At 74.3% G+C, this 23,992-nt stretch carries 26 protein-coding genes; 18 read left to right on the top strand and 8 right to left on the bottom strand.

What is annotated here, in order from left to right; all coding sequences use genetic code 11:
• From ACWF9Z_RS20255 to ACWF9Z_RS20230, 6 genes are all read left to right on the top strand, one after another.
• The gene (locus ACWF9Z_RS20255) at positions 1-168 is read left to right on the top strand and encodes a hypothetical protein (RefSeq protein WP_453603883.1); all 168 of its coding nucleotides are present in this window, start codon (positions 1-3) and stop codon (positions 166-168) included.
• Complete coding sequence (hisH, locus tag ACWF9Z_RS20250) at positions 165-815, top strand: imidazole glycerol phosphate synthase subunit HisH (RefSeq protein WP_453603882.1); 651 nt, start codon at positions 165-167, stop codon at positions 813-815. Before ACWF9Z_RS20255 ends, hisH begins: the two co-directional genes overlap by 4 nt.
• Positions 815-1,552 carry a bifunctional 1-(5-phosphoribosyl)-5-((5-phosphoribosylamino)methylideneamino)imidazole-4-carboxamide isomerase/phosphoribosylanthranilate isomerase PriA gene (gene priA / locus ACWF9Z_RS20245; protein ID WP_453603880.1) on the top strand — a complete coding sequence of 246 codons (738 nt, stop codon included), beginning with the start codon at positions 815-817 and terminating at the stop codon, positions 1,550-1,552. The genes hisH and priA overlap by 1 nt, the downstream gene beginning before the upstream one ends.
• Complete coding sequence (locus tag ACWF9Z_RS20240; protein WP_453603878.1) at positions 1,549-1,959, top strand: RidA family protein; 411 nt, start codon at positions 1,549-1,551, stop codon at positions 1,957-1,959. Before priA ends, ACWF9Z_RS20240 begins: the two co-directional genes overlap by 4 nt.
• Entirely contained in the window at positions 1,956-2,711 is a 756-nt protein-coding gene (gene hisF, locus ACWF9Z_RS20235; protein ID WP_356659924.1) for an imidazole glycerol phosphate synthase subunit HisF, read from the top strand. The genes ACWF9Z_RS20240 and hisF overlap by 4 nt, the downstream gene beginning before the upstream one ends.
• 101 nt (positions 2,712-2,812) lie before the next feature.
• Positions 2,813-4,099 carry an MFS transporter gene (locus ACWF9Z_RS20230; RefSeq protein WP_453603876.1) on the top strand — a complete coding sequence of 429 codons (1,287 nt, stop codon included), beginning with the start codon at positions 2,813-2,815 and terminating at the stop codon, positions 4,097-4,099.
• An 8-nt stretch (positions 4,100-4,107) separates the two neighbouring features.
• On the opposite strand, the gene ACWF9Z_RS20225 is transcribed toward ACWF9Z_RS20230, so the two are convergent.
• Positions 4,108-4,740 (bottom strand): TIGR03085 family metal-binding protein, encoded by a 633-nt coding sequence (locus tag ACWF9Z_RS20225; RefSeq protein ID WP_453603874.1) that lies wholly within the window; start codon positions 4,738-4,740, stop codon positions 4,108-4,110.
• 84 nt (positions 4,741-4,824) lie between these two features.
• On the opposite strand from ACWF9Z_RS20225, the gene hisI reads away from it, so the two are divergent.
• The 11 genes from hisI to lgt all read left to right on the top strand — a co-directional run bounded on the left by hisI (position 4,825) and on the right by lgt (position 14,037).
• Positions 4,825-5,190: a phosphoribosyl-AMP cyclohydrolase gene (hisI, locus tag ACWF9Z_RS20220; protein WP_453603872.1), complete on the top strand. Its 366-nt coding sequence runs from the start codon at positions 4,825-4,827 to the stop codon at positions 5,188-5,190.
• A 17-nt stretch (positions 5,191-5,207) separates the two neighbouring features.
• Positions 5,208-6,698 (top strand): anthranilate synthase component I, encoded by a 1,491-nt coding sequence (locus ACWF9Z_RS20215; RefSeq protein ID WP_453603870.1) that lies wholly within the window; start codon positions 5,208-5,210, stop codon positions 6,696-6,698.
• 14 nt (positions 6,699-6,712) lie between these two features.
• Entirely contained in the window at positions 6,713-7,393 is a 681-nt protein-coding gene (locus ACWF9Z_RS20210; protein ID WP_453603868.1) for a TIGR02234 family membrane protein, read from the top strand.
• A gap of 90 nt (positions 7,394-7,483) precedes the next feature.
• Entirely contained in the window at positions 7,484-7,735 is a 252-nt protein-coding gene (locus ACWF9Z_RS20205; RefSeq protein ID WP_356659934.1) for an HGxxPAAW family protein, read from the top strand.
• Between the two features lie 71 nt (positions 7,736-7,806).
• On the top strand, positions 7,807-8,322 hold the full coding sequence (locus ACWF9Z_RS20200; RefSeq protein ID WP_453603866.1) for a DUF2752 domain-containing protein: 516 nt from the start codon (positions 7,807-7,809) through the stop codon (positions 8,320-8,322).
• A 162-nt stretch (positions 8,323-8,484) separates the two neighbouring features.
• A complete protein-coding gene (gene trpC, locus ACWF9Z_RS20195; protein ID WP_250743801.1) occupies positions 8,485-9,294 on the top strand; it encodes an indole-3-glycerol phosphate synthase TrpC in 810 nt (269 codons plus the stop codon).
• Between the two features lie 9 nt (positions 9,295-9,303).
• Positions 9,304-9,513 carry a tryptophan biosynthesis modulator TrpM gene (trpM, locus tag ACWF9Z_RS20190; protein WP_356659938.1) on the top strand — a complete coding sequence of 70 codons (210 nt, stop codon included), beginning with the start codon at positions 9,304-9,306 and terminating at the stop codon, positions 9,511-9,513.
• 200 nt (positions 9,514-9,713) lie between these two features.
• The gene (trpB, locus tag ACWF9Z_RS20185) at positions 9,714-10,961 is read left to right on the top strand and encodes a tryptophan synthase subunit beta (protein ID WP_453603863.1); all 1,248 of its coding nucleotides are present in this window, start codon (positions 9,714-9,716) and stop codon (positions 10,959-10,961) included.
• Positions 10,958-11,770 (top strand): tryptophan synthase subunit alpha, encoded by an 813-nt coding sequence (gene trpA, locus ACWF9Z_RS20180; protein WP_453603861.1) that lies wholly within the window; start codon positions 10,958-10,960, stop codon positions 11,768-11,770. The genes trpB and trpA overlap by 4 nt, the downstream gene beginning before the upstream one ends.
• A gap of 119 nt (positions 11,771-11,889) precedes the next feature.
• Complete coding sequence (locus ACWF9Z_RS20175) at positions 11,890-12,882, top strand: DsbA family protein (protein ID WP_453603859.1); 993 nt, start codon at positions 11,890-11,892, stop codon at positions 12,880-12,882.
• Positions 12,883-12,960: 78 nt separating this feature from the next.
• Complete coding sequence (lgt, locus tag ACWF9Z_RS20170; RefSeq protein ID WP_453603857.1) at positions 12,961-14,037, top strand: prolipoprotein diacylglyceryl transferase; 1,077 nt, start codon at positions 12,961-12,963, stop codon at positions 14,035-14,037.
• A 211-nt stretch (positions 14,038-14,248) separates the two neighbouring features.
• Here lgt and ACWF9Z_RS20165 read toward each other — a convergent pair whose 3' ends face one another.
• From ACWF9Z_RS20165 to ACWF9Z_RS20135, 7 genes are read right to left on the bottom strand one after another with little or no spacing between them, the layout of a single operon-like run.
• Positions 14,249-15,073 (bottom strand): HpcH/HpaI aldolase/citrate lyase family protein, encoded by an 825-nt coding sequence (locus tag ACWF9Z_RS20165; RefSeq protein ID WP_453603855.1) that lies wholly within the window; start codon positions 15,071-15,073, stop codon positions 14,249-14,251.
• Complete coding sequence (locus ACWF9Z_RS20160) at positions 15,070-16,275, bottom strand: CaiB/BaiF CoA transferase family protein (protein ID WP_453603854.1); 1,206 nt, start codon at positions 16,273-16,275, stop codon at positions 15,070-15,072. Before ACWF9Z_RS20160 ends, ACWF9Z_RS20165 begins: the two co-directional genes overlap by 4 nt.
• Positions 16,272-17,270 carry a ribokinase gene (gene rbsK, locus ACWF9Z_RS20155; protein WP_453603852.1) on the bottom strand — a complete coding sequence of 333 codons (999 nt, stop codon included), beginning with the start codon at positions 17,268-17,270 and terminating at the stop codon, positions 16,272-16,274. Before rbsK ends, ACWF9Z_RS20160 begins: the two co-directional genes overlap by 4 nt.
• The gene (locus ACWF9Z_RS20150; RefSeq protein ID WP_453603850.1) at positions 17,267-18,931 is read right to left on the bottom strand and encodes an ADP-ribosylglycohydrolase family protein; all 1,665 of its coding nucleotides are present in this window, start codon (positions 18,929-18,931) and stop codon (positions 17,267-17,269) included. The genes rbsK and ACWF9Z_RS20150 overlap by 4 nt, the downstream gene beginning before the upstream one ends.
• Positions 18,928-20,145, bottom strand: coding sequence for an ADP-ribosylglycohydrolase family protein (locus ACWF9Z_RS20145; RefSeq protein ID WP_453603848.1), 1,218 nt, complete (start codon positions 20,143-20,145; stop codon positions 18,928-18,930). The genes ACWF9Z_RS20150 and ACWF9Z_RS20145 overlap by 4 nt, the downstream gene beginning before the upstream one ends.
• Positions 20,142-21,677, bottom strand: coding sequence for an ADP-ribosylglycohydrolase family protein (locus ACWF9Z_RS20140; RefSeq protein ID WP_453603846.1), 1,536 nt, complete (start codon positions 21,675-21,677; stop codon positions 20,142-20,144). The genes ACWF9Z_RS20145 and ACWF9Z_RS20140 overlap by 4 nt, the downstream gene beginning before the upstream one ends.
• Complete coding sequence (locus tag ACWF9Z_RS20135; RefSeq protein ID WP_356658869.1) at positions 21,674-22,660, bottom strand: ADP-ribosylglycohydrolase family protein; 987 nt, start codon at positions 22,658-22,660, stop codon at positions 21,674-21,676. Before ACWF9Z_RS20135 ends, ACWF9Z_RS20140 begins: the two co-directional genes overlap by 4 nt.
• A gap of 269 nt (positions 22,661-22,929) precedes the next feature.
• Here ACWF9Z_RS20135 and ACWF9Z_RS20130 point away from each other — a divergent pair, with 269 nt between their 5' ends.
• Positions 22,930-23,661: a VIT1/CCC1 transporter family protein gene (locus ACWF9Z_RS20130; RefSeq protein WP_453603844.1), complete on the top strand. Its 732-nt coding sequence runs from the start codon at positions 22,930-22,932 to the stop codon at positions 23,659-23,661.
• The last annotated feature ends 331 nt before the right edge of the window (positions 23,662-23,992 follow it).

Below are 23,992 nucleotides of genomic sequence, written 5' to 3'. Positions count from 1 at the left end.
GTGAACGGGCTCAACACGATACTGATCGTCCTCGGCCTCTTCCTGGCCGGCGGCGTCTACTCCTTCCAGAAGCAGAAGATGCCCCTCTCGGTCGTCATCCTGCTCGCCATCGGCTCCGCGATGTGCCTCGCCGCCGGAGTCCTGCGGATCCAGGGGATGTGGGAATGAGCGCAGTCAGCCCCACCAAGAAGGTCGTGGTCTTCGACTACGGCTTCGGCAACGTCCGCTCCGCCGAGCGCGCCCTCGCGCGCGCCGGCGCGGACGTGGAGATCACCCGCGACTACGACAAGGCCATGGACGCCGACGGACTCCTCGTCCCCGGCGTCGGCGCCTTCTCCGCCTGCATGCAGGGCCTCAAGGAGGCGCGCGGCGACTGGATCATCGGCCGCCGCCTGTCCGGCGGACGCCCCGTCATGGGCATCTGCGTCGGCATGCAGATCCTCTTCGAGCGCGGCATCGAGCACGGCGTGGAGACACCGGGCCTCGACGAGTGGCCCGGCACGGTCGGCCCGCTCAAGGCCCCGATCGTCCCCCACATGGGCTGGAACACCGTCGAGGCCCCCGCCGACAGCCAGGCCTTCGCCGGCCTGGACGACGAGGCCCGCTTCTACTTCGTGCACTCCTACGCGGCCCACGACTGGTCCCTGGAAGTCACCAACCCGCTGATCAAGGCCCCCAAGGTCACCTGGGCCACGCACGGCGAGCGGTTCGTCGCGGCGGTGGAGAACGGGGCCCTGTGGGCCACCCAGTTCCACCCCGAGAAGTCCGGAGACGCCGGCGCCCAGCTCCTCACCAACTGGATCGAGACCCTCTGATGACCGTGCCCGCAGCGAAGCTGGAACTCCTCCCCGCGGTCGACGTCCGCGACGGTCAGGCCGTCCGCCTCGTCCACGGCGTGTCCGGCAGCGAGACCTCCTACGGCTCCCCGCTCGAGGCCGCCCTCGCCTGGCAGTCCGCCGGCGCCGAATGGCTGCACCTGGTCGACCTGGACGCCGCCTTCGGCACCGGTGACAACCGCGCGCTCGTCGCCGAGATCACCGGCGCCATGGACATCAAGGTCGAGCTGTCCGGCGGCATCCGCGACGACGCGTCGCTCGCGGCGGCCCTCGCCACCGGCTGCACCCGCGTCAACCTCGGCACCGCCGCGCTGGAGACCCCCGAGTGGGCCGCCAGGGCCATCGCCGAGCACGGCGACCGGATCGCGGTCGGCCTGGACGTGCGCGGCACCACCCTCAAGGGCCGCGGCTGGACCAGCGAGGGCGGGGACCTCTACGAGACCCTCGCGCGCCTGGACTCCGAGGGCTGCGCCCGGTACGTCGTCACCGACATCGGCAAGGACGGCACCCTCACCGGCCCCAACCTGGAGCTGCTGAAGAACGTCTGCGCCGCCACCGACCGGCCCGTCGTCGCCTCCGGCGGCATCTCCTCCCTCGACGACCTGCGCGCACTGGCCGCGCTGGTCGGGGACGGGGTCGAGGGCGCGATCGTGGGCAAGGCCCTGTACGCCAAGGCGTTCACGCTCGAAGAAGCCCTGAAGGTGGTCTCCGCATGAGCTTCGACATCCGACGCATCTCCTCCGGCGGCCCGTACGAGGACGTCATCGGCTACTCCCGGGCGGTACAGCTCCCCACCGGGCTGGTCCTGGTCTCCGGCTGCACCGGGGCCGACGCGGGCGGTCCGTACGACCAGACGGTCAAGGCCTTCCGCGTGGCCTTCACGGCCCTGGAGCAGGCCGGGCTCGGCCCCGAGCACGTGGTCCGCACCCGGCTGTACCTCACGCACGCCCGGGACGTGGAGGAGGTCGGCCGCGCCCACAAGGAGCTGTTCGACGCGATCCGCCCCGCCACGACGATGATCATCGTCAACGGGTTCGTCGAGCCGAGCATGGTCGTCGAGGTGGAGGTCGAGGCCTTCGGGCCGGCCGGCCAGGCCGGTCCGGTCGAAGGAGCCTCCGCATGACCCTGGCCGTACGGGTGATCCCCTGCCTGGACGTCGACAACGGCCGGGTCGTCAAGGGAGTCAACTTCCAGAACCTGCGCGACGCCGGCGACCCGGTCGAGATGGCCAAGCTCTACGACGCCGAAGGCGCCGACGAGCTGACCTTCCTCGACATCACCGCGTCCTCGGGCAACCGCGAGACCACGTACGACGTGGTGCGCCGTACCGCCGAGCAGGTCTTCATCCCGCTGACCGTGGGCGGCGGCGTGCGCACCGCCGACGACGTGGACAAGCTGCTGCGGGCCGGCGCCGACAAGGTCGGCGTGAACACCGCCGCCATCGAGCGTCCCGAGCTCATCCGGGAGATCGCGGAGCGCTTCGGCCGCCAGGTGCTCGTGCTGTCCGTGGACGCGCGCCGCACCGCGTCCGGCTCCTTCGAGGTGACCACCCACGGCGGCCGGCGCAGCGCCGGGGTCGACGCCGTCGAGTGGGCCCACCGGGCGGCCGAACTGGGCGCCGGGGAGATCCTGTTGAACTCGATGGACGCCGACGGCACCAAGGACGGGTACGACACCGAGATGATCGCGGCCGTGCGCAGGCACGTCACGGTCCCGGTGATCGCCTCGGGCGGCGCGGGCGAGCTCGCGCACTTCCCGCCGGCGATCGCGGCGGGCGCCGACGCGGTGCTCGCGGCGTCGGTGTTCCACTTCGGCGACCTGCGCATCGGGCAGGTCAAGGAAGCGCTGCGGGAGGCGGGCCACCCGGTCCGCTGAGGTGGCCCGTGGGCCGTGGGCCGTGGGCCGTCGGTCCCTGACCGTCGGTCCGCGGCCGGTGGTCGTGCGCCGTTCGCCGAGATGCGCCCGGGGGGGGCCAGTTGAGCCGGAACGTCTGGCGGGACGCCAATGTCCTGCGCTGGCTGGCCGCCTACGGGGCGTCGCTCGTCGGGGACGGGATCTACTTCCTCTCCCTCGGCTGGACGGCGGCCCGGACGGCCGGGCCGGCGGAGGTCGGCGTGGTCATGGCCGTGGGCGCGGTGCCGCGGGCGCTGCTCATGCTGGGCGGCGGGGTCGTCGCCGACCGCTTCGGCCCGCGGCTGGTCGTCATCTCCTCGGACGCCGTGCGCTGCGCGGCGGTCCTGGCGCTGGCGCTCCTGCTGGCGTTCACCTCCCCGGGCCTGTGGGTACTGGTCCTCGTCGCGCTCGTCTTCGGCGTCGTGGACGCGCTGTTCCTGCCGGCCGTCGGCGCCCTCCCGCCGCGGATCGCGGGGCCGGGGCAGCTGGTCCGGGTCCAGGGACTGCGCAGCCTGGCCGAACGCGTGGGCCACACCGCCGGGCCGCCGGCGGCGGGCCTCGCGATGGGCCTCGGAGGCCCGGCCGCGGCCTTCGGGGTCGCGTCGGCGCTGTTCGGGCTCTCGCTGGCGCTGCTGGTGGCGGTACGGATCTCACCCCCGGCAGAGGCGGCCGCGGCAGGGGCCGCGGGTACCGGCGCGGACGGCGCGGGTACCGGCGCGGACGGCGCGGGTACCGGCGCGGACGGCGCGGCCGGGCAGACCCCGTGGCGTCAGCTCCGGTCGGGGCTCGGGTACATCCGTCGGCACGGGCTGATAGGCCCGCTGGTCCTGTCCGGGGCGCTCAGCCAGATCGGCACCTCCGCCCCGCTGACGCTCGGCCTGATCCTGGTCTGCGAGGAGCGCGGCTGGGGGCCGGGCGGGGTCGGCTGGATCGTCGGCGCCATGGGACTGGGCGCGGCGTCGAGCGCGCTGGTGCTCACCCTCGTCCCCCGGTTCCCCCGGGCCGGAGCGGTCCAGAACCTCACCCTGATCGTCGGCTCGGCGGGCATCGGCGGCCTGGCCCTGGCACCGAGCCTGGCGGTGGCCGTCGCGCTGGCCGTGCTGACGGGTCTGGTCTGCGGGATCTGCGGAGGCCTGGCGATCGCCTTGATCCAGACGGCCACGGACCCCTCGTACCTGGGGCGGGTCAGCTCCGTGATGGCCTTCACGGCCGTGGGCCTGGCGCCGCTCGCGTACCCGGTCTTCGGCTTCGCGGCGGACCTGTGGGGGGTCACGCCGGTGTTCCTCGCGGGCGCGGCGGTGAGCATGGCCGGCGCGGTCGTCGGCACCTCCGCGCCGGCCGTCCGCCGCGCCGAGCTCGCGTTCGGCTGAGGCCGCGCTCAGATCCCCAGGCGGGCGACCGTGAGCCGCGCGACGGCTTCCTTCGGGCCGTCCAGTTCCACCGCGGCGGCGTCCTGGCGGCCGAAGCAGAACAGGGTGAGCTCGCCCGGCTCGCCGGTGACCGTCACCACCGGCGCGCCCTTGTGGGCGACCGCCGTCTGGCCGTTCGGGCGGCGCAGCACCAGGCCCACGGGGGAGCGGCGGCCGGTCAGGCGGGCCAGCTTCTCCAGACGGGACCACAGGGAGTCGGAGAAGACCGGGTCCAGCGCCCGCGGGGACCAGTCCGGCTGGGCACGCCGGACGTCCTCCGAGTGGACGTAGAACTCCACCGCGTTCGCCACCTCGTCGAGCTGCTTGAGCGCGTACGGCGACATCTTCGGCGGCCCGGTGCGGATCAGCTGGATGAGCTCCTCGTACGGCTTGGCCCCGTACTCCTCCATCGCCCTGTCCAGGCGGGCCTTCAGGACGTTCAGCAGCAGTCCGCCCGCGGCGTCCGGGCGGCGCTCCCGGACGACCACGTGGGCGGCGAGCTCCCGCGTGCGCCAGCCTTCGCACAGCGTCGGCGCCTCGGGGCCGGCCGACTCCAACAGGTCGGCAAGGAGCAGTCGTTCACGCTTCGCATGGGTAGACATGCCTGCCAGCCTACGGCTGGAACCCGTCCCGCGGCCGCCCATCAGGCGGACAGGACTCCGTGATCACCGCGCCGGCCCGGCACAATGGCGTCCATGAGTACGTCCTCTCTCGATCCCGCCGTCGCCGCCCGCCTCAAGCGCTCCGCGGACGGTCTGGTCCCGGCCATCGCCCAGCAGTACGACACCGGCGAGGTGCTCATGCTCGGCTGGATGGACGACGAGGCCCTGCACCGCACCCTGACCACCGGCCGCTGCACGTACTGGTCGCGCAGCCGCCGGGAGTACTGGGTGAAGGGCGACACCTCCGGCCACTTCCAGCACGTGAAGTCCGTGGCCCTCGACTGCGACGCCGACACCCTCCTCGTCCGGGTGGACCAGGTCGGCGCGGCCTGCCACACCGGCGCCCGGACGTGTTTCGATGCCGATGTCCTGCTCAGCGACGCCGACTAGCTAGGTAGTTTCACGCAATGGATCTTGAGACGTTCCGCAAGCTCGCCGCAGACCGCCGCGTCGTTCCCGTCAGCCGCAAGCTGCTGGCCGACGGAGACACCCCCGTGGGCCTCTACCGGAAGCTGGCCGCCGAGCGCCCCGGCACCTTCCTGCTGGAGTCCGCCGAGAACGGCCGCTCCTGGTCGCGCTACTCCTTCGTGGGCGTGCGCTCCGACGCGACCCTGACCGTCCGCGACGGCCAGGCCCACTGGATCGGCACCCCGCCCGTCGGCGTCCCCACCTCCGGAGACCCTCTCGAGGCCCTGCGCCTGACCATCGAGGCCCTGCACACGCCCCGCGACCTCGCCTCCGGCATGCCCCCCTTCACCGGCGGCATGGTCGGCTACCTCGGCTACGACATCGTGCGCCGCCTGGAGCGCATCGGCGAGCACACCACCGACGACCTGCGGCTGCCCGAGCTGACCATGCTGCTCACCTCCGACCTGGCCGTCATGGACCACTGGGACGGCACGGTCCAGCTCATCGCCAACGCGATCAACCACAACGACCTCGACACCGGCGTGGACGAGGCCTACGCCGACGCGGTCGCCCGGCTCGACGCCATGGAGGCCGACCTGGCCCGGCCCGCCCCGTACGTCCCGGCCCCGCTGCCCGACGCCGAGCTGCCGCCGTACTCGGCCCTGTGGGGCGGCGAGAAGTACCAGGCCGCCGTCGAGGACGTCAAGGAGCGGATCCGGGCCGGCGAAGCCTTCCAGGTGGTGCCCTCGCAGCGGTTCGAGACCCCGTGCCGGGCCTCCGCGCTCGACGTCTACCGGGTCCTGCGGGCCACCAACCCGTCCCCGTACATGTACCTCTTCCGCTTCGAGAACGGCTTCGACGTGGTCGGGTCCAGCCCCGAGGCGCTGGTCAAGGTCGAGGACGGCCGGGCCATGGTCCACCCCATCGCCGGCACCCGGCACCGCGGCGCCACCCCGCAGCAGGACCAGGAGCTCGCCGAGGAACTGCTGGCGGACCCCAAGGAGCGCGCCGAGCACCTCATGCTCGTCGACCTCGGCCGCAACGACCTGGGCCGGGTCTGCGCGCCCGGCTCCGTCGAGGTCGTCGAGTTCATGAAGATCGAGCGGTACTCGCACGTGATGCACATCGTCTCGACCGTGACGGGCCGCGTCGCCGAGGGCAAGAGCGCCTTCGACGTCCTCACCGCCTGCTTCCCGGCCGGCACCCTGTCCGGTGCGCCCAAACCGCGCGCCATGCAGATCATCGAGGAACTGGAGCCCACCCGCCGCGGCCTCTACGGGGGCTGCGTCGGCTACCTCGACTTCGCCGGGGACTCCGACACCGCCATCGCCATCCGCACCGCGCTGCTGCGCGACGGCACGGCGTACGTCCAGGCGGGCGCCGGAGTCGTCGCGGACTCGGTGCCCGAGCTGGAGGACGCGGAGTGCCGCAACAAGGCCGCCGCGGTGCTGCGCGCGGTCGCAGCGGCGAACCGCCTCCACGACGCCTGAGCGGGTAGGGGATAGTGGGGTGCGTGAGTGTCGTACCCCCGCCCCGAACCGATGACGCCGCCGCCTCCGGGCCCGATCCCGAAACCGGGAGGGACCAGGGAGGCGGCCGCCGCAGCGTGGCCGCCGCCCTGCTGCTCGGCGCCCTGGGCGCCACCGTCGTCCTGCTCGCCTCCGGCCGCGTCTGGGCCCGGGGCACCGCCGCCATCGGCGGCGGCTCGCTGCCGCTGAGCGCCGACGGGCGGGCGGTCACGGGCGTGCCCGCCGCCCTCGCCATCGTCGGCCTCGCCGCCCTGGTCGCCGTCTTCGCCGTACGCGGACGGGGCCGGCTGCTGGTCTCGGCGCTGCTGGCGCTGAGCGGCCTGGGCGCGGCGCTCGCCGCCCTGGCGTACGCCGACGGCCGTGAGGCCCTGGACGCGGCCGCCGCCCGCACGACGGCGGACACGGCCGCGCAGGTGGCCGGACTGACCCATACGGCCTGGCCCTACGTGACGGCCGCCGGTGCGGCGCTGATCCTGGTGGCCGGAGTGCTCGCCCTGTGGTGCGGGCACGCCTGGCCGGCGATGGGCGGCCGCTACGAGCGCGACGGCGGTCCCGGCCGGTCACGGTCCCGCAGGGCGGCCGTGGTGGACCCGGACCGGCCGGAGGACCTGTGGAAGGCTCTGGACCGGGGCGAGGATCCGACCGGGACCCCGTGACGTCCGCCGCCTTCCGGTACGGGACAATGACCATCGAGCGTTCGACACAGCACGTGCGACAGAACAACCCAGGACAACGAGGAGCAACTCATGGCGGGCACTAGCCACGGACACACCCCGGCCGCCTGGACCGGTGTCATCATCGCCTTCATCGGTTTCTGCATCTCCGGTGCCTTCATGGTGCTGGCGAACCCCCTGGGCTTCTGGGCCGGCCTCGTCGTCGTCGCGCTCGGCGGTGTCGTGGGCCTGGCGATGAAGGCGGCGGGCATGGGCGCGCCGAAGGCCGCGCACACCGACCTCTCCGAGGTCATCGCCGCCAACCGCATCGCCGCCAAGGTCTGAGCGGGTCGCGGGTTCGAAAGGCGCGGCCCCGTCGGGCTGCGCCTTTTGCCATGAGCGGAGAGAATCACCAGGTGGACGCCTCTCGCACTCCCGAACTCGCGCCGTCGGCGCCGCCCGGGCCGGCACGGCCGACGGCGCCGTCCGCCCGGCCCCCGGCGCCGCCGTCCGCGGGGCCGCCCGGACCGGTCTCCCGGACCCGGCGGCTCGCCTCCCCGGTGCTCACGCTGGCCGCGGCCGCGGCGGCCCTCGCGTACGTGGGCGCCGTGGACCCCAACGAACCCGGCCACTATCCGCTCTGCCCGCTGTTCCGGCTGACCGGGGTGCTCTGCCCCGGCTGCGGCGGCCTGCGCAGCGCGCACGCGTTCGCCCACGGCGATCTCCCGACGGCCTTCGGGGCGAACGCCCTCGCGGTCGTCGGCTACTTCGTCTTCGCGGGCTTCATGATCCTGTGGCTGGTTCGCGCCTGGCGCGGCGGACGGCCCCCGAGGTTCGTGATGAAGCCCCTGTACTGGTGGGCGGCCGGGGCCGCGGCCCTTGTCTTCTCGGTGGTCCGCAACCTGCCCGCAGGATCGTTCCTGGCCCCCTGACCTGCAGCTGAAGGTCAGATTCCAGATGTCCACGTGATGGGACGCCGTCCGCTCCGTGCGGAGGGCGAGGCGTCCTGCGGATACCATTTGAAGTGCTGACCTTGCAGTTGAACGTGTCTGCAAGGCGGCCGACCGTCATCGACCCGGAAGGGGGCCGCTCGCGTGAGTGTGCTCGACGAGATCATCGAAGGGGTCCGCGAAGACCTTGCCGAACGGCAGGCGCGCGTCAGCCTCGACGAGCTCAAGGAGCGTGCCGCCAAGGCGCCCCAGGCCAAAGACGGCGTCGCCGCCCTGCGCGGTGACAGCGTCAAGGTGATCTGCGAGGTCAAGCGCTCCAGCCCCTCCAAGGGCGCGCTGGCCGCCATCGCCGATCCGGCCGGGCTCGCCGCCGACTACGAAGCGGGTGGTGCGGCGGTCATTTCCGTCCTCACCGAACAGCGTCGTTTCGGCGGTTCGCTGGCCGACCTGGAGGCCGTCCGCGCCCGCGTGGACATCCCGATCCTGCGCAAGGACTTCATCGTCACGGCGTACCAGCTGTGGGAGGCCCGCGCCTACGGCGCCGACCTCGTCCTGCTGATCGTCGCCGCCCTGGAGCAGGAGGCCCTCGTCTCCCTCATCGAGCGGGCCGAGTCCATCGGACTCACCCCGCTCGTCGAGGTCCACGACGAGGAGGAGATCGAACGTGCGGTCGCCGCCGGCGCCAAGATCATCGGCGTCAACGCGCGCAACCTGAAGGACCTCAAGGTCGACCGCTCCACTTTCGAGCGGATCGTCGGCGAGATCCCGGCCCACATCGTCAAGGTTGCCGAGTCCGGCATCCGCGGGCCGCACGACCTGATCGCCTACGCCAACGAAGGCGCCGACGCCGTCCTCGTCGGGGAGTCCCTGGTGACCGGCCGCGACCCGAAGGCGGCCGTGGCCGACCTCGTCGCCGCCGGCGCCCACCCCGCCCTGCGCCACGGGCGGAGCTGACCCGTCCCCATGGCCCACGACCGCCCCTCCGCCCGCACCCGGCCCGGCTCGCGCCTGGCCGGAGTGCCGACGGCGCACGCCCCCCTGGCGCGCGGCTGCCGCCCCCGCGGCTGCCGTGCCCCGGCCCGGCGCGTGCACGGGCGGCGGGTCCGGTACGTGATCGGCTCCGAGCCCGGTCAGGTCAACGGCATGCGATGGCGACCCGGGACAGCGCCGTAACGAGGCCGCCCGGGACGGCGTACGCACACGACGTACGCCGAGCCCGCCGGTGTCCCCGTACGGTCCGCCGCCCGAGCCGCCGGCTCCGGGCGCGGGCCGCCCCGAACCGTACGCCCACGCCCCCGCGGGGTGCGGGCGCCACGGGCGGGCGGCGCAATACGGTGAAGACATCCGCGTCGCATCCGTAGGAGTACCTGGGCATGTCCAGCGCCACCCATTTCTTCATCCCGGACCCCGAGGGTCACATCCCCAACGCCGAGGGCTACTTCGGCGACTTCGGCGGAAAGTTCATCCCGGAGGCGCTCGTCGCCGCCGTGGACGAGGTCGCCGTCGAGTACGAGAAGGCCAAGGGCGACCCGGCCTTCGCGGCCGAGCTCGACGACCTGATGGTCAACTACACGGGCCGCCCCAGCTCCCTCACCGAGGTGCCCCGGTTCGCCGAGCACGCCGGCGGCGCGCGGATCTTCCTCAAGCGCGAGGACCTGAACCACACCGGCTCGCACAAGATCAACAACGTGCTGGGCCAGGCGCTGCTCACCAAGCGCATGGGCAAGACCCGCGTCATCGCCGAGACCGGAGCCGGCCAGCACGGCGTGGCCACCGCCACCGCCTGCGCGCTCTTCGGCCTCGAGTGCACCATCTACATGGGCGAGATCGACACCCAGCGCCAGGCCCTCAACGTGGCCCGCATGCGCATGCTGGGCGCCGAGGTCATCGCGGTGAAGTCGGGCTCGCGCACCCTCAAGGACGCCATCAACGAGGCGTTCCGCGACTGGGTCGCCAACGTGGACCGCACCCACTACCTCTTCGGCACGGTCGCCGGCCCGCACCCCTTCCCGGCCATGGTCCGCGACTTCCACCGGGTCATCGGCGTCGAGGCCCGCCGCCAGATCCTGGAGCGCACGGGCCGGCTGCCCGACGCCGCCCTGGCCTGCGTCGGCGGCGGCTCCAACGCCATCGGCCTGTTCCACGCCTTCATCCCGGACGCCGGCGTCCGCCTGGTCGGCTTCGAGCCCGCCGGGCACGGCGTGGAGAGCGGCGAGCACGCGGCCACCCTGACCGCGGGCGAGCCCGGCATCCTGCACGGCTCCCGCTCCTACGTCCTGCAGGACGAGGAGGGCCAGATCACCGAGCCGTACTCGATCTCGGCCGGCCTGGACTACCCGGGCATCGGCCCGGAGCACTCGTACCTCAAGGACGCGGGCCGCGCCGAGTACCGCGCGGTCACCGACGACCAGGCGATGCAGGCGCTGCGGCTGCTGTCGCGCACCGAGGGCATCATCCCGGCGATCGAGTCCGCGCACGCCCTCGCGGGCGCGCTGGACCTCGGCAAGGAGCTGGGCAAGGACGGCCTCCTCGTCGTCAACCTGTCCGGCCGCGGCGACAAGGACATGGACACCGCCGCACGCTACTTCGACCTGTACGACTCCGAGGGGGAGACCAAGTGAGCGGCACCATCGAACTCCTTTCGGCCACGCTCGCCAAGGCGAAGTCCGAGGACCGCGCGGCGCTCGTCGCCTACCTCCCGGCGGGCTTCCCGACCGTGGACGGGGCCATCGAGGCCGTCAGGGCCGTCATCGCGGGCGGCGCGGACATCGTCGAGATCGGCCTCCCGCACAGCGACCCGGTCCTGGACGGCGCCATCATCCAGACCGCCGACGACATCGCCCTGCGCGGCGGGGTCAAGATCGCCGACACGCTGCGGACCGTCCGCGAGGCGCACGAGGCGACCGGCGCCCCGATCCTCGTCATGACGTACTGGAACCCCATCGACCGCTACGGCGTCGAGCGGTTCACCGCCGAGCTCGCCGCGGCCGGCGGCGCGGGCTGCATCCTGCCCGACCTGCCGGTCCAGGAGTCCGCGCTGTGGCGCGAGCACGCGCAGAAGCACGGTCTCGCGACCGTCTTCGTCGTGGCACCCAGCAGCAAGGACGAGCGCCTGGCCACCATCACGGCGGCCGGCTCCGGCTTCGTCTACGCCGCTTCGCTCATGGGCGTCACCGGCACCCGCGAGTCGGTCGGCAACCAGGCCGCCGACCTGGTCCGCCGCACCCGCGCCACCAGCGACCTCCCGGTCTGCGTCGGGCTCGGCGTCTCCAACGCCGCCCAGGCCAAGGAGGTCGCGGGCTTCGCCGACGGCGTGATCGTCGGCTCGGCCTTCGTCAAGCTGCTGCTGGACGCGCCGGACCAGGCCGCCGGGCTGGCCGCCGTCAAGGCGCTCGCGGGCGAGCTCGCGGAAGGCGTGCGCAGGAGCTGACGCGCGCGTTCGACCGAGGATGCGGACCCCTGAGCGGGTTCTGTAGCCCGATCGGGTGGAAGTGGGGGCAGGGAGGCACGAGAGTGCCTCCCTGCTTCGTTTGGCGGATCGTGAGCGACATGAACGACGGTGCGAACCGCGATGCGACGAAACGATCGGCCCGCGAGCGACTCCAGGCGGAGCGCGAGCGGCAGAAGGCCAAGGACAAGCGCCGGCGGACCCTCGTCGTGGCGGCGGCGGTGGTGGGCGTACTCGGCCTGGCGGCCGTCGTCGGCCTGATCGCGGCGAACACCGGCAAGGAGGGATCCTCCGCCAAGGGCGGCCCCCTGGTCGCCCCCTCGGGGGCCACCGGCAAGGACGCCCTCGTCATCCAGACCGGCAAGGACGAGGCGCCCTCCACGCTGACCGTGTGGGAGGACTTCCGCTGTCCGGCCTGCAAGTCCTTCGAGACGAACTACCGGGACACCGTCCGCGACCTGGAGGCCAAGGGCCTGCTCAAGGTCGACTACCACCTGGTCACCCTCATCGACGGGAACATGGGCGGCAGCGGCTCCCTCGAGAGCGCCAACGCGGCGGCCTGCGCGCAGGACGCGGGGAAGTTCCCCGCCTACCACGACCTGCTCTTCCAGAACCAGCCGGAGGAGACGAACGACGCCTACGGCAAGAAGGCGAAGCTGCTGGAACTGGCGGGCAAGGTGGAGGGGCTGGACACCCCCGAGTTCCGCAGGTGCGTCGAGGACGGCACGCACGACAGCTGGGTGAAGAAGTCCCAGGACGCCTTCCGCGCGGGCAAGTTCCGCGGCACCCCGACGGTGCTCCTCGACGGCAAGGACATCTTCGCGGACCAGGCCAATCCGCTGACCCCGCAGAAGCTCAAGGAGAAGGTGGAGGCGGCCGCGGCCGCCAAGGGCGGAGCGGGCGGCGGCGCGAAGGCGTCCGGCACGCCGGAGCCCTCCCCTTCCGCGTCGGCCTCGGCCTCGTCGTCCGCCGCGCGGTCCGGGTCGCCCTCGGCCGGCCGGTCGGCGGCGCCGTCCCGGCCGGCTTCCGGAGCGCGGGCCTCCGCCTCCGGCCAGGCCTCCGCGGACCACTCCGGGATGCCCATGAACCACTGAGGGCCGTCTCGATTCGGCAGCAGCTTGCCGGGCGGGTTGCGGTACGCACCGTCCGGCAGGGTAGCGTCGGGTCTTGCCATGAACCTTGCCTTCATTCCCAGTCCGTCGACGGGCGTGCTCCATCTCGGACCGGTCCCGCTGCGCGGCTACGCGTTCTGCATCATCATCGGCGTCTTCGTCGCCGTCTGGCTCGGCAACAAGCGCTGGGTCGCCCGCGGCGGAAAGCCGGGGACGGTCGCGGACATCGCCGTGTGGGCCGTGCCGTTCGGCCTGGTCGGCGGTCGCCTGTACCACGTCATCACCGACTACCAGCTCTACTTCGGCGAAGACCGGAACTGGGTCGACGCCTTCAAGATCTGGCAGGGCGGCCTCGGCATCTGGGGCGCGATCGCCCTCGGTGCGGTCGGTGCCTGGATCGGCTGCCGGCTGCGCGGCATCCCGCTGCCGGCCTGGGCGGACGCCCTGGCCCCCGGGATCGCGCTGGCCCAGGCCTGCGGGCGCTGGGGCAACTGGTTCAACCAGGAGCTGTACGGCCGCGCCACCGACCTGCCGTGGGCGGTGGAGATCACCGACGGCCCGAACCGCGTCGCCGGGACCTACCACCCGACCTTCCTCTACGAGTCGCTGTGGTGCGTCGGGGTCGCCCTGTTGGTGATCTGGGCCGACCGCCGCTTCAAGCTCGGGCACGGGCGCGCGTTCGCGCTGTACGTGGCCGCGTACTGCGTCGGGCGGAGCTGGATCGAGTACATGCGGGTCGACGAGGCCCACCACGTCCTGGGCCTGCGGCTCAACGTGTGGACCTCGATCGTCGTCTTCGTGCTCGCCGTGACGTACCTGGTGCTGTCGGCGAAGCTGCGGCCGGGCCGCGAGGAGATCGTCGAGCCGGACGCCGGTGACACCGCTGACGCCGTGACCGGCGCCGGGGACGGCGCGGCCGAGGCCGAGGTCAAGGCCGAGGACGGCGAGGCCGGGGCGGATGCCGGAGCCGGAGACGGCCCCGAGGGCGCCAAGAGCGAGGCCGACGCCGAGCCGAAGGACGCCGAGCCGAAGGACATCGCCCCGAAGGACGCCGAGGCCGCGGCGGGGACCGAGGCCGACGGCAAGGACACGGCAGCCGGGGACGCGCCCCGGGCCACCGAGGCCAAGAAGCTCTGACCGGGTCACCGGTCACCACGGGAGGGGGGGGCCGGCCCCCCGCGGCCCCCCCCCCCGCGTCTCCCGCCCCGCGGCGGGGGCCCCCGCCGCGCGCCCCCCCAACACCCAGCCCCCCCCACCCCCCCCAACCCCCCCCGCGGCGCGCGCCGCGCCCCCCCCCCCCCCCCCTCCCGTTTTCTCCGTCCGGCGGCGGGGCCCCGCGGCGGCGCGCTCAGGAGGGCACGGGGACGCCCCGCCGGGCCAGGGCGACGACCCGTTCCGCGCCGGCCAGCATCGCCGTGTCGACGAAGCGGCCGTCGGGCAGGGCCAGCGCGCCGGGGGTGCGGCGGGCCGCGGCCACGATCTCCTCGGCCGCTGTGACCTCCGCCGGCCCCGGCAGGTAGGCCCGCTCGATCACCGGGAGCTGGCGCGGGTGGATCGCGGCGCGGCCCAGGAAGCCCAGCGACCGGCCCCGGGCGCAGGAGACGGCCAGCGCCTCCAGGTCCCGGATGTCGGGGAACACGGACTGGGCCGGCGGTGCGAGGCCGGCCGCGCGGGCCGCGACCACCACCCGGGAGCGCGGCCAGTCCAGACCCGCCTCGGCGGTGACCCCGAGATCGGCCCGCAGATCGGCCTCGCCCAGGGACAGCCCGCGCAGGGCGGGGTGCGCGCGGGCGATGTCGTAGGCCCGCTCCACGCCGAGCGCCGATTCGAGCAGGGCGTACAGGGCCACCGCTCCGCCGGTGCGCTCGGCGACGCACGCGATCTGCTCGGGCGCGGAGATCTTGGGCAGCCGCAGTCCGGCGAGGCCCCCGAGCCGGCCGAGGGCGGTGAGGTCGGCGCCGCCCCAGGGGGAGTCGAGGGCGTTGACGCGGACGTGCACCGGGACCTGGTGGCGGGAGCCGAGCAGTTCGACGGTGGCGGCGCGGGCGTACTCCTTGCGGGAGGCCGATACCGCGTCCTCCAGATCCACGATGACGGCGTCGGCCCCGGCCCGCAGGGCCTTGACGACGACGTCCGGGCGGTCGCCCGGGACGTAGAGCCAGGTCAGGATCACAGTGCCCCTTCCGTACGCAACGTGGTGATCTCGGCTTCGGAGAGGCCGAGTTCGGTGAGGACGGCCTCGGTGTCCGCGCCGTGCGGGCGACCCGCCCAGCGGATCGCGCCGGGGGTCCCGGAGAGGCGGAAGAGGACGTTCTGCATGCGGATCGGGCCGAGTTCGGGATCCTCGACCTCGGTGATGGTGTCCAGGGCCGCGTACTGCGGATCGGCCATGACGTCCCGTACGTCGTAGACCAGCGCGACCGCGGCCTGGGCCTCCTCGAACGCCGCCGTCACCTCGTCCGCCTTGTGCCGGGCGATCCAGGCCCCGACGGCGTCGTCGAGGACGTCCGCGTGGGCGGCCCGTCCGGCGCCCGTCGCGAACCAGGGCTCGCCGGTCAGATCGGGGCGGCCGACGAGCCGCATCACGCGCTCGGCGATGGACTGGGCGGAGGCGGAGACCGCGAGCCAGCGGCCGTCCGCGCTGCGGTACGTGTTGCGGGGGGCGTTGTTGGTGGAACGGTTCCCGGTGCGCGGCTGGACGTAGCCGAGCTGGTCGTACCAGAGCGGGTGCGGGCCCAGCACGGTGAGGACCGGCTCGATGATCGCCAGGTCCACCACCTGCCCGTGCCCGGTGCGGTCACGGCCGGCCAGCGCCGTCATCACGGCGTACGCGGTGGTCAGCGCCGCGATGGAGTCCGCCAGCCCGAACGGCGGCAGCGTCGGCGGCCCCTCCGGCTCCCCGGTGATCGCGGCGAACCCGCTCATCGCCTCCGCGAGGGTCCCGAAACCGGGCCGGTGGGCGTACGGGCCCTCCTGGCCGAAGGCCGTCACGCGGGCCAGGACCAGCCGCGGATTGACGGCGGACAGCTCGGGCCAGCCGAGGCCCCAGCGCTCCAGGGTGCCGGGGCGGAAGTTCTCGATGACCACGTCGGCGGTGGCGGCCAGGCGCAGCAGGGTGTCGCGGCCGCCGGGCGTGGACAGGTCCAGGGTCATCGTCCGCTTGTTCCGGCCGAGCAGCTTCCACCAGAGGCCGATGCCGTCCTTGGCGGGGCCGTGGCCGCGGGAGGGGTCGGGGAGGCGGGGGTGCTCGACCTTGACGACCTCGGCGCCGAAGTCTCCGAGGAGGGTGGCGGCCAGCGGCCCGGCGAAGAGCGTGGCGAGGTCGAGGACCCGGAGCCCTTCCAGGGGGGCGGGTCGGGAACCGGCGGGGGTCACGAGGCGGCCCCCGGACGGCGGCCGTCCTGCCGCGGGCGGGCGGAGTCCCCGGGTCCGGCCGGGTCCGCGCCCGCGGGCGGGTCCAGGTCCGGGGCCGGGTCGGGGGAGAGGGCGAAGGCGTCGATCTGCGCGCGGGACGGCATCGAGTCCTGTGCGCCGGGGTGCTGGACGGACAGCGCGGCGGCCGCGGAAGCCCAGCGCAGGGCGGCCGGCACGGGCCGGCCCTCGCCGAGGGCCACGGCGAGCGCCCCGACGAAGGTGTCCCCGGCGGCGGTGGTGTCCACGGCGCGCACGCGCGGGGCGGGCACGGTCAGCGGTTCCCGGCCCCGGGCGGCGTACAGGGCCCCGGCCGAGCCGAGGGTGACGACCACCTCCGGCACGTCGTGGAGCAGGGCCGCGGCGGCCCGGTGCGGATCGGTGAGGCCGGTCAGGGCCGCGGCCTCGTGCTCGTTGGGCACCAACAGGTCGGTGGCGGCCAGGAGTCCGGAGGGCAACGGCTGGGCGGGGGCCGGGGTGAGGATCGTACGGACGCCCCGGGCGCGGGCGGCGAGGGCGCCGGCGAGGACGGCCTCCAGGGGGAGTTCGAGCTGGAGGAGGAGGGCGCCCGCGGCGCCGATGCGGGTGAAGTCGCCCGGCTCCAGGGCGGTGACCTGTGCGTTCGCCCCGGGGATCACGATGATGCTGTTGCCGCCCTCGTCGTCCACGGTGATGTGCGCGGTGCCGCTGGCGCCCTCGACGGTGCGCAGGGCCGTCGTCTCGACCCCGGCGGCGGCGAGCGCCGAGCGCAGCCGTACCCCGAACTCGTCCGCGCCGACGGCGCCGATCATCACCACCTTCGCGCCGGCGCGGGCGGCGGCGACGGCCTGGTTGGCGCCCTTGCCGCCGGGAACGGTGCGGAACGCGCGGCCGGTGACGGTCTCGCCGAGGCGGGGGGCCTTGGGGACGTAGGCGACGAGGTCCATGTTGGTACTGCCGAGCACGGCGATGGCCGTCATGAGCGTGCTGCCTCCTGTGCGGTGAGGTGGGCGAGGGTGTCGAAGCCGATGCCGTCGAAGCCGGGGACGGTGGTGGCGAGGCGGTTCTTCAGGGGGGCGGTCCAGCGCCGCGGAAGGTTCTCCGGGGCCCCGGCGAGGATCCCGGCGAGGGCTCCGGCGGTGGCGCCGTTGGAGTCGGTGTCCCAGCCCCCGGACACGGCGCGGCAGATGGAACGGGTGAAGTCGCCGTCGGCGTGGGTGAGGGCCGCGGCGATCAGTGCGGTGTTGGGGACGGCGTGGACCCAGTGGTAGTGGCCGTAGCGGGCGTGGAGACGGTCCACGACCGTATCGAAGGCGGTGCCCGCGTCCCGTGCGGCCGCTCCGGTCGCGAGGGCGAAGCGGACGGCCTCGGCGAGGCGCGAGCGGGGCGGTACGACGGCCAGCCCGGCCCGCAGCGCGGTGTGGACGTCGGCCCGTCCGGCGGCCGCGGCTGCGGTGGCGGCGGCGACGAACAGGGCGGCGTAGACGCCGTTGCCGGTGTGGGTGAGGGCGGCGTCCCGGTAGGCCTGCGCGGCGGCGGCGGCCGGATCGCCCGGGTTGGTCCAGCCGTGGACGTCGGCGCGGATGAGGGCGCCGATCCACTCCCGGAACGGGTTGTGGTGGGTGGCGGTGGCCGGGGGCTCCAGACCCTGGAGGAGATTGCGGTACGCGACGCGTTCGGCGGTGAAGGTACGGCCCGCCGGGAGCTCGTCGAGCCAGAGCCTTCCGACGTCGGCGGTCGTGAACTCCTTGCCGTGGCGCTGGAGGAGGAGCAGGCCGAGGAGGGGGAAGTTGAGGTCGTCGTCCTCGGGGGCGCCGTCGATGTTCTCGGCGAGGGAGGTGGGGGCGGAGCGGCGGTTCCACGGGTGGGCGGCGAGGAGCTCCGCGGGGACCCCCCGGGCGGTGAACCACGCGTCGAGCGGCCAGTTCCCGGCCGCCCGGGCCAGCGCCCGGATCCCGTCCAGCGGCAGCTTCTCGACGGGCTTGCCGAGCACGCAGCCGACGGCACGCCCGACCCACGCGGCCTCCAGCCTGCGGCGCAGCGCGGTGTCGGGGGTGGCTGCGGCTGCGGGGGCCCGTGGGGCGACGGCGATGCGCGGTCCTGCGGGGGCGGCCCGGTGCGTGGCGGGGGCCGAGCTCTCCTGGGCCCGGGCAGGGGCGGCGGCGTTCGGGGGTGGGGCGGGGGTGGGCCAGGTGGTGGTGATGGCGGGCCAGGTGTCCGGTTCGGCGTGGGGGGTGGGGCGGGGGAGGGCGGCGAGGGCGGTCAGGAGGTCGGTCGCCAGGGAGCGGAGCTCCGGCGGGGCCGGGGCGGGGGATGCTCCCGCGCGGGCCGGGGCCCGGTGGCCGCCCGCGGCGAGCCAGACGCGCAGCAGCGGCTCAGCGGCCCGCGCGCGGCCGTCCTCCTCGGCCTGGCGGAACTCGTGGCCGACCAGGTCCTCGGGCTGGACCCAGGTCAGCCGGAGGGCCCGGTCGCTCGGCGCCCCGCAGGGCTGGGGCGCCCGGACCGAGGGCGTGCCGAGGGCGAGGGCCGTCCCGGCGGTCCGGATGGGGTGCGGGGTGGCGTGCGTCGTGGTGTCCGGAGGCGGGGGGAGGGGGGCGTCGGCGGGTCGCAGTGGGGGCGGGCCCGGGGCGGAGGGGGTCATCGGGGGGCCGTCAGGGCGGTGAAGGCGGATTCGTGGGTGCGGCGGCGGTCGCGGTCGCGGGCGAAGACCTCGCGGGTCACCGCGGCCAGCGCGGTCGCCGGGGCGTGCAGGTCCAGGCGGCTGGCCTCCGCGACCTGCTGGGACCAGGCGGGCGGGATCGCCGCCCCGCCGGACAGGGCGCCCGCGATCGCTCCCGCCATGGTGGCGGTGGAGTCGCAGTCCCGGCCGTAGTTGACGGCGCCGAGCACGGAACCCTCGTAGGCCCCGTCGGCGACGAGCAGCATGCCGAGGGCGATGGGCAGTTCCTCGATCGCGTGCAGGCGCGACGGCCGCCGCGCGCCCAGCGAGGGCTTGCGGTAGTCCGGGCCGACCGAGTCGTACGGGGCCACGGCCGCCCGCAGCGGAGCCAGTGCGGACTCGAAGTCCCGGTGGTGGACGGCCGCTTCGCAGACGGCCGCGATCGCCGCGCCCGTGCCGTCCTTGGCCAGGGACAGGGCCGTTTCGACCACCGAGGAGGCGGTCGCGCCCGGTACGCACGCCGCCGCCACCGCCGCCGCGAACACGCCCGCCGCCTCCCGCCCGTACGAGGACTGGTGCGCGCCGGCGATGTCCAGGGCCTCCGCGTAGGCCCCGGCCGGATGGCCCGCGTTGACGAGGCCGACCGGCGCCATGTACATCGCGGCGCCGCAGTTGACGATGTTTCCGGTGCCCGCCTCCCGTGGGTCGACGTGCGCGTAGTGCAGCCGGGTCACGATCCACTTCTCGGCGAGGAAGACCCGCTGGAGGGGGAGGGCCTCCGCCTCCAGCTCGGGGATCCAGCGGGGGGTGGTCATGAGGTCGGGCACCAGGTGCTCGGCGACGGAGTACGCGTCCAGGTGGTCGCGCACGGTCTCGTAGACCCGGACCAGCGCGTGCGTCATGAGGGTGTCGTCGGTGACGTGGCCGTCGCCCTTGTGGTACGGCGCGATCGGGCGGGCCGTGCGCCAGTCCTCGTGCCACGGACCGACGATGCCGTGCACCCGGCCGCCGTGCCGCTCCACGATCTGTTCCGGGGTCCAGCCCTCCACCGGGCCGCCGAGCGCGTCGCCGACGGCCGCGCCGACGAGCGCGCCGGTGATCCGGTCTTCCAGGGTGGGGGCCGACGTGAGGGCGGGGGCCGAGGTGGTAGTGGGGGTCGAGGTGGGGGCCGAGGCGGGGGCGGGGGGCGTCGTCATGGTCGGGTCGTTCCTTGGGGCTTGGGCGAGGTGAGTTCCGTACGGGCGAGCAGGGCGGCGAGTTCGACGAGGTCGGTGCCCGCCAGATGGGGGAGGGCGCAGCCGGAGAGGGTCCGGCAGGCGGCGCGCCAGGCGGCGGGGACCGAGTCACCGCCGCCGAGCACGCCGGTCAGCGCGCCGGCGAGGGCGGGGGCGGAGTCCGCGACCCGGGACAGGCAGGCGGCGGCCGGTACCGCCTCGTCGACCCTGCCGCGGGCGGCGGTGGCCAGGGCGAGGGCCACGGGGACGGTCTCGGCGGCCGCGATCCCGTAGCTGTAGACGTGGTCGACGATCTGGTGCTCCAGGAGCGGGACGATGGCGAAGGCGCCGCCGTCCGGTTCCGCGCGGGCGAGCTCCACGGCGTGGCGGGCGTTGCGGCCGATCTCGGTGGATTCGGGGAGCTGTTCGAGGGCGGCGTCCACGGCCGCGTCCGTACCGGATCCGCCGAGGGCGGTGGCGATGGCGGCGGCCATGGCCCGCGCGCCGTGGACCCCGTCGCCGTCCTGGGTGTACCGGGCGTCGAACTCCGCGAGGTCCGCCGCGGCGGCCGGGTCCCCGGGGTGGACGACGGCGAGGACACAGGCGCGGATGCAGGCGGCGTCGTCGAAGTAGTGCGGGTTGTCGTGGCCGGTGGCGGGGGGACGCAGGCCGGTGGCGAGGTTGCCGAGGCCCGCGCGGACGGAGATCCGGGCGCGGAGGGGGAGGACGGCGGATTCCACCTCGGGGGCGCGTTCCGCGGCCGCCGCGACCTCGCTGGCCAGGGCGTTCCAGGCGAGGTCGATGGCGGCGCGCATGCGGCGGGACCGGGAGAGGTCGCTGAGCAGGACCCCGGCGGCGGTGAGGACGGACTCGGCGGCGAACGCGGCCCACTCGGCGTCGTCGGACGGGCCGAGGCGCAGCGGCTCCGGGGGCTGGTTGAGGGCGATGGGGACGGGGAGGGTGGTGGTGGCGTTCTGCTCGGCGAAGGTGTCGAGCTCACGGGTCAGCCGGCGGGTCCACTCGGGCATCCGGCTGGCCCGGTGCCGCGCCGCGGGCCACCCGGCGGCGTCGCCGGCGGCGAGACCGAGGAGCAGCCCCTCGATCCGACGGACCCCTGCGGGGTGCTCCGGGGCGGAGGCGGGTGCCCCTGCGGGGGAGACCGGTGAGGGCGCGCTACGAGGCGGCGCCGCGTACGCGGTGACGGCGGTACGGGCCCGCGCGCGCTGCGGGTCGCCCTGCCCGGCGGGGGAGGCGGCGGGGGTGATGCCGGGGCCGGGGCCGGTGGCGCGGCCGGGAGCAGGGGAGGAAGGGTCCTCCTCTCCGCCCCCGGGCCTTCCCACGGCCAGGTCCCGGGCCGACCCGGGAAGGCGGGCCTCGGCGCCCGGGTCGGTGCCCGGGTCGGGGGTCGGGGCGGCGGGTGTGGAGGGCCGGGGGCCGTCCGACGGGAGGCCGTCCGGCTCAGGGGCCGCGGTCGCCGGGGCCGGGGTCGCCGGGGGCGGGGTGGTCAGGGTCATCGGGGGGTCTCGGTTTCCGGGGTGAGGAGGTCCGCGATGTCCAGGACGTGGTAGCCGCGCATCGAGGGGAGGCAGCTGCCGCGGACCGGGCCGATCACCGAGGACCAGGCGGCCGGGATGGCGGGGGCGCCGGACATCGCTCCGGCGAGGGCGCCCGCCACGGCCGCGGTGGTGTCCGCGTCGCGGCCCATGTTCACGGCCGTCAGGACCGAGGACGGGAAGTCCCCGCGGCACGCGGCGAACGCCCCGAACGCCAGGCCCACCGCCTCGGGGGCCAGGTCCGTCCACGGGTAGCCGCCGATGACCACCGCGGAGCGCACGGCCCGTTCGCCACGCGGCGCCGCCGTGACCGCCCGGCGCAGGGACCGGGCCGTCCAGGAGTCCGAGGGGATGACCGACAGCGCCGCCGAGACGACGGAGGCGGGCGAGCCGCCCGCCATCGCCGCCGCGACGCCCGCCGCGACGGCCTGGCCGCCGTAGATGCCCTCGCCGTCGTGGCTGACGCAGCCGTCGATGGCGACCAGCCGGGCCGCCTCCGCCGGGCGGCCCGCCGCGAAGACCCCGAAGGGGGCCGCCCGCATGGCGAGACCGTCCGACCAGGCGTGCCGGTGCTGCGCCGAGATGGGGGCCGCCAGGCCCCGGCGGAGGTTCTCGAGGGTGCCGCGCTCGCTGAAGCCCGCGCCGCGGAACGGCCCCTCGTCCAGGTCCGCGATCCAGTGGTGCCACGCGCGTTCGACGTGCGCGACGGTGAGCGCCGACCCGTGGCGGGCCAGCAGCAGGCCCGAGAAGATCGCGTACTCCGTGTCGTCGGTGCCGGCCGGGTCGTCCGAGACGAAGCCCTCGATCCGGCCCCACTTCGCCCGGATCTCGGACGGCTTCATGTTCTCCGCGGGGGCGCCCAGCGCGTCACCCACCGCGAGTCCCAGAAGAGCGCCCCTGGCCCGTTCGAGGAGGACCTGCGGATTGCATGCAATCAGCTCCATGGCGCGCCTCTCCAACTTGATGGGACTCATATTGAGCCCTTGGGGGATTTGTGCCATGGCATGTGGTTTGTCGCTCGCCGCAAAACACCCCGCCCGCACCCCCGTCACCCGGTCGCCGACCTCCAAAACCCCAGGTAAGTACGGCCTTCCTTGCTAGCGGGCGCCGAAAATCGTGCGTAGTTTCGAGGTGTTCAGGGGGAGTGGGTGTCCGCGCGTCGAGCGCCGCGCGCCTCCGCGTACCCACTCGTACAAAAGGGGAGAAAACGGCCATGTCCATCATCGACATCGAAGCCTCGCTGCACACCGCCCACCGCGACAACCACACCCACCGCGACGTCAACGGTGGATGGCTGCGCCCGGCGGTCTTCGGTGCCATGGACGGGCTCGTCTCCAACCTCGCCCTGATGACCGGTGTGGCCGGCGGCGCGGTCTCCCCGCAGACCGTCGTGATCACCGGCCTGGCCGGTCTCGCGGCCGGCGCCTTCTCGATGGCGGCGGGCGAGTACACCTCCGTCGCCTCGCAGCGCGAGCTCGTCCTCGCGGAGCTGGAGATAGAGCGCCAGCAGCTGCGCAAGCACCCCGTCGACGAGATGGAGGAGCTGGCCGAGCTCTACGTGTCGCGCGGCGTCGAGCCGGCGCTGGCCCGTGAGGTGGCCCTGCAGATGTCCCGCGACCCGGAGCAGGCGCTGGAGATCCACGCCCGCGAGGAGCTCGGGATCGACCCCGACGACCTGCCGTCGCCGATGGTGGCCGCCGTGTCCTCCTTCGGCTCCTTCGCGCTGGGCGCGCTGGTTCCGCTGCTGCCGTACCTGCTCGGCGCCACGGTCCTGTGGCCCGCCGTACTGCTGGCGCTGGCGGGGCTCTTCGCGTGCGGCGCCGTGGTCTCCCGGGTCACCGCCCGGTCGTGGTGGTACAGCGGAACGCGCCAGTTGGTCCTGGGTGGCGCGGCCGCGGGTGTGACGTACATCCTGGGAACCTGGCTCGGTGGAGCCGTAGGCTGACCCGGCAGGGAGTGAGACACTATGCGGTACGCAGCATAAGTAGTCGGTTACTCGGCGGTTTCGAACCAGTCCCCGCCGGGCATCACACCCAGGGCGCCGGGCAATGAAGCCCGCCCCGCACGGGACCTTCGCCCGTGCCTCGCACACCAGGCACCTGCGATCGTCCCTTCTTGTCTGCTTCGCGCGGTGTCCGCATGTTGGAATGGCATATCCGCTTCTCGGGATTGTCGTCATCATGTAATCTGCACGAAATTTCGCAGAGGGCCAACGTCGTCCCTCGGCTATGCACATATGCCACGACGACGACGGGAGAGCCGATGCGTTCCGCATC

This window comes from Streptomyces sp. NPDC054961 (genome assembly GCF_053609145.1).
The sequence above is the reverse complement of the archived record's forward strand: the minus strand, read 5'-3'. Positions and strand labels throughout refer to the sequence as shown.